We start from the raw sequence: 6,750 nt of genomic DNA, 5'->3' as shown, positions 1-6,750 counted from the left end.
AGGGCCACCGCGCGGTCGCCACCCGCTACGACAAGCGCGACTACATGTTCCGCGGAACCATCGACGTCGCCTCGATCAGGATCTGGCTCCGCGACCCCGTCCCATGATCCAAGGGACACGCTCTAACAGGACGTACCCGGTGCCGTTCACACCGAAGAGGTCACTGGTTCGATCCCAGTATCGCCCACCGTGTGTTTTGCCAGGTCAGACGGCCTGTCGATGATCTTCATCGGCGGGCCGTCGGCCGTTGGTGGGAGCAGCTGGGGAGCAGGGCTTGCTGAATCACTTGCAGTCCGAAGAGTTCACGCTGCCGTCGACCCGGGATCGGGCTCCTGCTTCCCGGTTGAGTTGCTGCTCTCCCAACGCCGCTGGAGGGCGTCGAGCATGCGGTCGCGCATGGTGTCGGTGACGTGGGAGTAGAAGTCGTCGATGTCCTTGCGCTTGTGGCCCAGCCGCTGCAGCCGCAGGACACGGGGGACCTCGTCCTCGACGAGCCAGGTCTCGTGGGTGTGGCGCAGGTCGTGGAAGTGCAGCTCCTGGTTGAGGGGTGCCCAGCCGCGCTGTTGGTCCCCGGCCAGCGCGGGCTGCCAGATGCGGTAGCGAAAATTGGATCGGCGGTGGAGGCCGCCGTGAGTGCCGGCGAACACGAAACGTGCAGTCGGATCGGACTCGCGATGGGCGGACAGCAGCTCGGCCAGGAACGGCGGTAGGTGCACGACACGGATGCTGGCCGGGGACTTTGGTGGGCCGAGCTCGAGGCGGCCGGAGATCTCGTGGAGCGCGCCGAACTTGGGATCTACGTCGATGCGCGGGCGGTTGTCGAGGTGAGCGCGAGTCCACTGCAGGCCAGCCAGTTCGCCCCAGCGCAGCCCGGTGTAGGCGGCGGTGATGGTCATCAGGCCGGCGTCGGGGGGCATGCGCGCCGCGAGTGTGGTGACCTCGTCAGTACTGGCGTGCGGTCGTTCGGGACGCTCGGCGAAGGTGATGCGCAGCCTTCGGCAGGGGTTGGCGCTGATGAGGCCCTCGTCGACGGCCTCGCCGAGGATCATGGAGAACAGGACGAGGATGTCCTGGCAGCTCTTGTCGCTGAGGGTGGCGCGCAGGGTCTGGTTCACCCAGCCCTTCACCGCGATCCGTGCGATGTCGCCCAGTGGGGTGCCGGACCAGCGGGGCAGGATGTGGTTGCGGATGTGGGAGTCGTAGGTCCTGCGGGTCGTTGCGGTGACGTGGTGGGAGTCGGACCAGCAGCGGATCCACTCGTCGATCGTGGTCTGCGCCAGTCGGGGGTCGGTGAACTGGTCACGACGCTGGTCGGACTCGATGTCAGCCGCACGGTCATCGGCTTCGCGGCGAGTGGAGAACCCGCGCTCGGTGAATATTGTTCCGTCGTTGAGCCGGTAGCGGACACGGTAGGTGCCGCCACGGTGTTCTACCCAGGCCATCTCTGTGCTCCTTGGTCAACTCGTGGATGCGCGTGCCATGTGGCACGTGTGTATCCACGCTCTGTGCGCGGCGGAAATCAACCCACCTGTGTTCGGGTGCGGCGGGACGGCCAGGTCATCAGGCGAAGCGGCGGGAGCCTGTCCGCGAACCGCTATGGGATTGGCGTAGGGGCCGGTGTGCGGCGCCCGTGTCGGATCGAGACGATCGGCGCGCGCCTACCGCTGGGCGGGCGGCGTCGGCCACGATCTGCTCGAGATCGGCGCGGGAGAAGCGCAGGTGCTTGCCCAGGAAGGTGCACGGGACCAGACGCTGGGCCGCGCGGCGCCGCAGCCACGACTCGCGTACCTGCAGAAGGTTCGCCGCCTGTCCAGCGGTGTACAGGACGGGTGCGGCCTCGAGTCCGACGTGCTCGTTGGCCGGTTGGCCGTCCAGAACCGTGTGTTGTCTCGAGTCGTCCATTGCCGGCGTCGCGTCCCCGGGCTGGATGGCGCGGGCAGGTGCTTGGTCGTCGGATCGTGGCTGGGGCACAGGTGTCCTCCGAGGCGTCGATCGGCGTGTTCCGCTGATGGCACCTCTCAACTCCTCGAGGCGAGGACTCCGGGGACACGCGGCACTGAACTCTTCGGAGCTCCGGTGCGGGGTCGAGGTCGCTGTTGTCAGGTCGATACCGATCTTCGCGCGCCACCGGGCCGTCCGGGCCTGTCTGGCAGTCAAGGGGTCAGGGGTTCGAATCCCCTCAGCTCCACTCTTGCTCTCGAAACCCCGTCACCTGAGTTCGCCCAGGTCAGGCGGGGCTTTTCGTCGCTGCCGATGATCTTCCGATGATCGTTGCCGCTGGTGCCGAGGACGGCATCTGGAGCAAATCTGGAGCACCGGGTCTGAGCGCTCGAAATGGGGTCACGGTCTGCTCCAGGATTTTGGGGCCGTTCGGGTCGTCCTAGACAGTTGTGGGCTGGTTCAGGGCAGGACGGGGCAGCGGGGCTCTGGCGTCCGGTGGCGGTTGGCCGGCGGCATATGTTCGCGGTGAAGAAGTTTCTCCGGTGTGCAGGCGCTTGACAGCTGCGAGGTCTGGGCGCCGGTTGCGGTGCAGGCGTTCACAGGACGAACCGCCTTGTCGTGGCTGCGTTGCCCCGGCAGGTGTAGTCCGGTGGCGGAGGTGCCCACAGACCTGTTGGCGCTGAGCGTCGGCGTACCGCGGGGTCAGCGGGGCCATCGTGCAATTTCTTCTCTGGTACGCGCTGTCCGTCGAGGTTCGTCAGTGGCGCCGGGTCGGGTTGTGTCCGCCCTGGTTCTCGCAGGTGCGGCGGTATGGGGCACGTGTAGTACGAGATTCTGGCTGGGTGCCGGGGACGTCAGGGCGCCGCCGTGGCGATCGTGCCGACGCTGCGCAGGTTCGAATCCCCGGCGGGGTTCGCAACAGATGGGAACGGGCGCGACCAGCGGAAACGCTATCGGCGCTGTCACGGTCGAACGGTCAGCCGCCCTGAAGTAGGCGGGTCTCGTGCGCCGGGTGCAGCGCTAAGCGCAGCTTGTCTGTTGGGCACGATTCGAACCTGTGCTCCCGCCTCCGGAGGCGGCTACGGGATCGATCTCGGGGGTCCCAGGCGCACTACCAGGTTCTTCGTGTTCGCGCCACTACTGTCCCTCGTGATCTGCCGTGCCCCGTGTTCGTTCCACGAGTGATTCCACGGCGAAGATCGTCAGCACATCGGTTCGAGGGCTGCCGGTAGGCGCTGGGCACGCAACACTATCAGCTCCTGCACCCGCTCGGCCCGCAGCCAGAGCCCGGCGAGTGCCCAGGCGTGCCGGCTCAGCCCCTCCGCGACCAGGCCACCGGGCGTTTCCCCAGCGCGACCAGCAGATCCTCACCCCGCCGCGTGCGTGACCCGGTTTCGGGACGTGGCAGGCAGACCACGACGCCGCGCTCGAGGTCGTGGCAGGCGGTGAGCGTGGCGACGCAGGCCGGCGGGTCCTCGGGGTCCTCAAGCACCCTCACCGCCCCTGATGCCGCTGGCGAGCAGCCACCTGCGGCGATCGAGGCGCCCACGCGGGCGAGACCACGTAGCCCGCGGCCGTCGCGGCGAACAGTTGCTCGACCAGGCCGCCGTGCCTGCGCTGACCCGCGGGACTGACCAGCCCGTGCCGCTCGAGCAGCCGCAGGTTATGGCGGGCCTTCTGCCGCGTCGTGCCCGCCCGCGGGGCGAGCATCGCCGCCGACCCGGGCTCGACCCTGAGCTCGGCGAGCAGACGCGCACGGACCGGGTCCAGCACCGCAACCGCCACATCGGAGGAGTCATCACTTCGACGCTGGCGCTCATGCCGCCAAATCTATTTACAACCCTACTTGTTAAGGCGTGCTTTCCGGCCGCCCCCCGCTTCCGTTGCCACGCACTCCCGACACACCGCGCGCACCCGCGCTCAGCATCCAGCTATCCCACGTGCACGCCCGCCAGCGCGACCAGCTCGGCGCGGCGCGCGCCAGCCTCGACAAGGGCCAGACCCCGCCCCGCCCCGCAATAGCTGATGTTCAGGCCGAGGCGACGCGATGTGCGGTCGTCTTCTTGATCGTTCCGTCGGGCAGGTACTGGACCCAGACACCGACCTTCTTGCCGCGGTCGAAGTCGCCTTCGTCGAGCAGGGCGCCTTGCGTTGACCAGCGCTGCCACCGCCCGTGCTTCTCGCCGTCGTGGAAAGAGCCGCGTTGCATCAGCGTGCCGTCGCGGCGGTACCACACCCAGTCGCCGTCGAGACGGCCGCGCTCGTAGGTTCCTTCGGCGCGGCGTTGTCCGTTGGTGAACAGGTGCCGCCAGGTGCCGTGGCGCTCGCCGTCACGGTACTCGCCGATCACGGTGCCGCCGTGGTCGTCGGCTTCGCGCCACAGGCCGGTCTTGTTCCCGGACTCGTCGACCGTGTTCGTCGGCTCGGCGTCACTGGTCATCTACTGGGCCCTCCGCTCGAAGAAGTCGCTCGGCGTCGTCTTGGGATGGCGGCCGCACGCCGCGCCGCCGGGGCGCGTTCCGCACCGATCCCGGCGAGGATCAGGTGCGTGACCCCGGCGGCCCGCGGCGTAAGTCAGGCAGAGTTCAGGCCAGGCTGAGCTGCCAGGAGACGCCGAACCGGTCGTTGGTCCAGCCGAACGGGCCGAACCCCGTAGTCGTCCAGCGGCATCAGGGGGGTGCCGCCCTCCGCTAAGCCGGCCCAGAGCTTCTCCTGCTCCTCGCGGGAGGTGCAGCTGACGAACAGTGACACCGAGGGGGTGAAGCCGAACTCGTGGGCGGTCAGGCTGTCGATGCAGCGCAGCTGCTGGCCTGCCACGGTGAACACGGCCTGCCGGATCCGGCCCTCGGGGCCGGGTTCACCCTGCCCGTAGCGGTCGATCGAGTGCACCCGGCCGTCGGTGAACAGCCCGATGTAGAAGGTCATGGCCGCGCTCCTGCGCCAGCTCGTCGCCGCGGGACCCCTGACCCGTCGGGAGTGGGAGGTGGCGGAGCTGGTCGCGAAGGGGTCGACGAACCGTGAGATCGCCGCGCGGCTGTGCCTGTCCGAGCGCACGGCGCAGAACCACGTGCAGCACATCCTCACCAAACTCGATCTGGCGAACCGGAGCCAGGTCACCGCGTGGGTCGCTCGCCAGGACGTGAGTACGCGCGGCTGAGTACTTCGGCCGATGCCCGCGCGTCGGGCGTCCTCCTACCGTGCCCTCACCGCACGAGGAGGACACCATGAGCGCAGTCGCCACCCCCGCGGACCGGGCCGCGCAGATGCCGCCGCACGAGATCGTCTGGGAGCTGAGCAACGCCATCGTCGCGTCGAGAACGCTGCACGTCGTCGCCGAGCTCGGGGGAGCCGACCATCTCGGCGACGAGCCGACGAGCGCGAGGGACCTGGCCACCGCGTGCCACGCAGCCCCGGACGCGCTGGACCGAGCGCTGCGCCTACTGGTCGCGTGCGGCATCTTCCAGCGCCGGGACGGCGCCTACCTGCACACCGAATCGTCCCGGCTGCTGCGCAGCGACCATCCCAGGTCCATGCGGGCCTTCGCCCGCCTCAACGGGTTGCCAGTCATCTGTGCGAGCTTCGTCGAGTTCGGGCACTCCGTACGCACCGGCTCACCCGCGCTCGAGCTGATAGACCCGAAGGGGCTCTGGCACTACCTGCAGGACCACCAGGAAGAAGCGGCGATCTTCGAGCAGGCGATGACGGCGAAGGCGCATGCCGACATCGCAGCCGTGCTCGATGCGTACGACTTCTCGCGGCACCGGCGGATCGCCGACATCGCCGGCGGCCACGGCCACCTGATCACGGCCATCCTCGCCCACTACGAGGATGCGTCCGGCGTGCTGTTCAAGCTGCCCGCCGTCGCGGCCGAGGTGCCGCCGCCACCACGGCTCGACGTGGTGGCCGGCGACTTCTTCACCGACCCCTTGCCGGCCTGCGACGCGAGGAGATGGGCGACGTCCGTCGCCGCGCCCTGGTGGCGGCGGACTCATGGACCCGCTCGTTGTTGTGATCGTGTCGGAGGTGCTGGGGTCGCCCGGGGGGCGCCTGGTCGTCGTGCTCGGGGGGTGGGCCTGGTGGTCGCTGGTGGGGGGCCGGTGGTCGGGGTGGGGTGGATCGGTAGCGGTGCCCGGTGGGGGTGGTGATGTCGAGGGTGTGTCGGGGCCCGTTCTGGGTGCGGGCGGTCCAGCCGGGGGCTTGGCGGTTGTAGTTGCATTGGGCGCACAGGCCTTGGCCGTTGTCGGCGGAGGTGGGCTCGTGCTGGTGGTGGGGCAGGGCGTGGTCGGTGTGTCGGATGGGGCGTCGCCCCAGGGGGTACGGCAGAACTGGTCGCGGACGCGGATGAATCTGGCCAGTCCGGGTGGGAAGAGCCGGCGCCGGGAGTCCATGGCGATCAGTTCCCCGGTGTGTGGGTGGGTGTAGAGGCGGCGTAGCCAGGCGGTCTCGGCCTCGGCGGCGGGTCACGACGAGCCGGCGGGCCAGCGCGGCGGGGATGGGCCCGATTCCGAGCAGCAGCGCCGGCTGGTCGCAGTCGCTGCCGTCGCCGCTTCCGGCGTCGCCGCGCTCGCAGCGCCGGGCGGTGTCGCCGCCAGTTCCGCCGCTGGTGTTGGCGTCGCTGTCGTCGCTGTCGTCGCCGCCGTCCCGGTCGTCGTGGTCCTCGCTGTCGCGGGCGTCGTGGTCCTCTATGTCGCTGGCGTTGCCATCGCCGTCTCCGCCGTCGCCGTCTCCGCCGTCGCCGTCTCCGCCGTCGCCGTCTCCGCCGTCGCCGTCTCCGCCGTCGCCGTCTCCGCCGTCGCCGTCTCCGCCGTC

8 protein-coding genes are annotated in these 6,750 nt (G+C 69.4%); 2 read left to right on the top strand and 6 right to left on the bottom strand.

The window, feature by feature from the left end; genetic code table 11:
* Positions 1-302: 302 nt before the first annotated feature.
* From KME75_RS38700 to KME75_RS47495, 6 genes are all read right to left on the bottom strand, one after another.
* Positions 303-1,442 (bottom strand): tyrosine-type recombinase/integrase, encoded by a 1,140-nt coding sequence (locus KME75_RS38700; protein ID WP_219419910.1) that lies wholly within the window; start codon positions 1,440-1,442, stop codon positions 303-305.
* Positions 1,443-1,560: 118 nt separating this feature from the next.
* Entirely contained in the window at positions 1,561-1,902 is a 342-nt protein-coding gene (locus tag KME75_RS38695) for a helix-turn-helix domain-containing protein (protein WP_219419909.1), read from the bottom strand.
* Positions 1,903-3,253: 1,351 nt separating this feature from the next.
* The gene (locus KME75_RS38690) at positions 3,254-3,439 is read right to left on the bottom strand and encodes a hypothetical protein (RefSeq protein WP_219419908.1); all 186 of its coding nucleotides are present in this window, start codon (positions 3,437-3,439) and stop codon (positions 3,254-3,256) included.
* A complete protein-coding gene (locus tag KME75_RS38685) occupies positions 3,436-3,714 on the bottom strand; it encodes an ArsR/SmtB family transcription factor (RefSeq protein WP_372452758.1) in 279 nt (92 codons plus the stop codon). The genes KME75_RS38690 and KME75_RS38685 overlap by 4 nt, the downstream gene beginning before the upstream one ends.
* A 256-nt stretch (positions 3,715-3,970) precedes the next feature.
* On the bottom strand, positions 3,971-4,381 hold the full coding sequence (locus KME75_RS38680; protein WP_219419906.1) for a toxin-antitoxin system YwqK family antitoxin: 411 nt from the start codon (positions 4,379-4,381) through the stop codon (positions 3,971-3,973).
* A gap of 134 nt (positions 4,382-4,515) precedes the next feature.
* Positions 4,516-4,866, bottom strand: a complete 351-nt coding sequence (locus KME75_RS47495) for a VOC family protein (protein ID WP_219419911.1) — start codon at positions 4,864-4,866, stop codon at positions 4,516-4,518.
* Here KME75_RS47495 and KME75_RS38670 point away from each other — a divergent pair.
* Both KME75_RS38670 and KME75_RS38665 read left to right on the top strand, forming a co-directional pair.
* The gene (locus KME75_RS38670; protein WP_219419905.1) at positions 4,865-5,098 is read left to right on the top strand and encodes a response regulator transcription factor; all 234 of its coding nucleotides are present in this window, start codon (positions 4,865-4,867) and stop codon (positions 5,096-5,098) included. The two genes, KME75_RS47495 and KME75_RS38670, sit on opposite strands and share 2 nt — an antisense overlap.
* Positions 5,099-5,165: 67 nt before the next feature.
* Positions 5,166-6,086, top strand: coding sequence for a methyltransferase (locus KME75_RS38665; protein WP_219419904.1), 921 nt, complete (start codon positions 5,166-5,168; stop codon positions 6,084-6,086).
* Positions 6,087-6,750 lie beyond the last annotated feature (664 nt).

It is taken from the genome of Pseudonocardia nigra (genome assembly GCF_019396355.1).
GTDB classification, from domain to species: Bacteria; Actinomycetota; Actinomycetes; order Mycobacteriales; family Pseudonocardiaceae; genus Pseudonocardia; species Pseudonocardia nigra.
The sequence above is the reverse complement of the archived record's forward strand: the minus strand, read 5'-3'. Positions and strand labels throughout refer to the sequence as shown.

Bases quoted from the DNA above. Each gene is read 5' to 3' on its own strand.
- KME75_RS47495 (WP_219419911.1), bottom strand. From the start codon at position 4,866: ATGACCTTCTACATCGGGCTGTTCACCGACGGCCGGGTGCACTCGATC.
- KME75_RS38695 (WP_219419909.1), bottom strand. From the start codon at position 1,902: ATGGACGACTCGAGACAACACACGGTTCTGGACGGCCAACCGGCCAAC.
- KME75_RS38670 (WP_219419905.1), top strand. From the start codon at position 4,865: ATGGCCGCGCTCCTGCGCCAGCTCGTCGCCGCGGGACCCCTGACCCGT.
- KME75_RS38665 (WP_219419904.1), top strand. From the start codon at position 5,166: ATGAGCGCAGTCGCCACCCCCGCGGACCGGGCCGCGCAGATGCCGCCG.
- KME75_RS38700 (WP_219419910.1), bottom strand. From the start codon at position 1,442: ATGGCCTGGGTAGAACACCGTGGCGGCACCTACCGTGTCCGCTACCGG.
- KME75_RS38680 (WP_219419906.1), bottom strand. From the start codon at position 4,381: ATGACCAGTGACGCCGAGCCGACGAACACGGTCGACGAGTCCGGGAAC.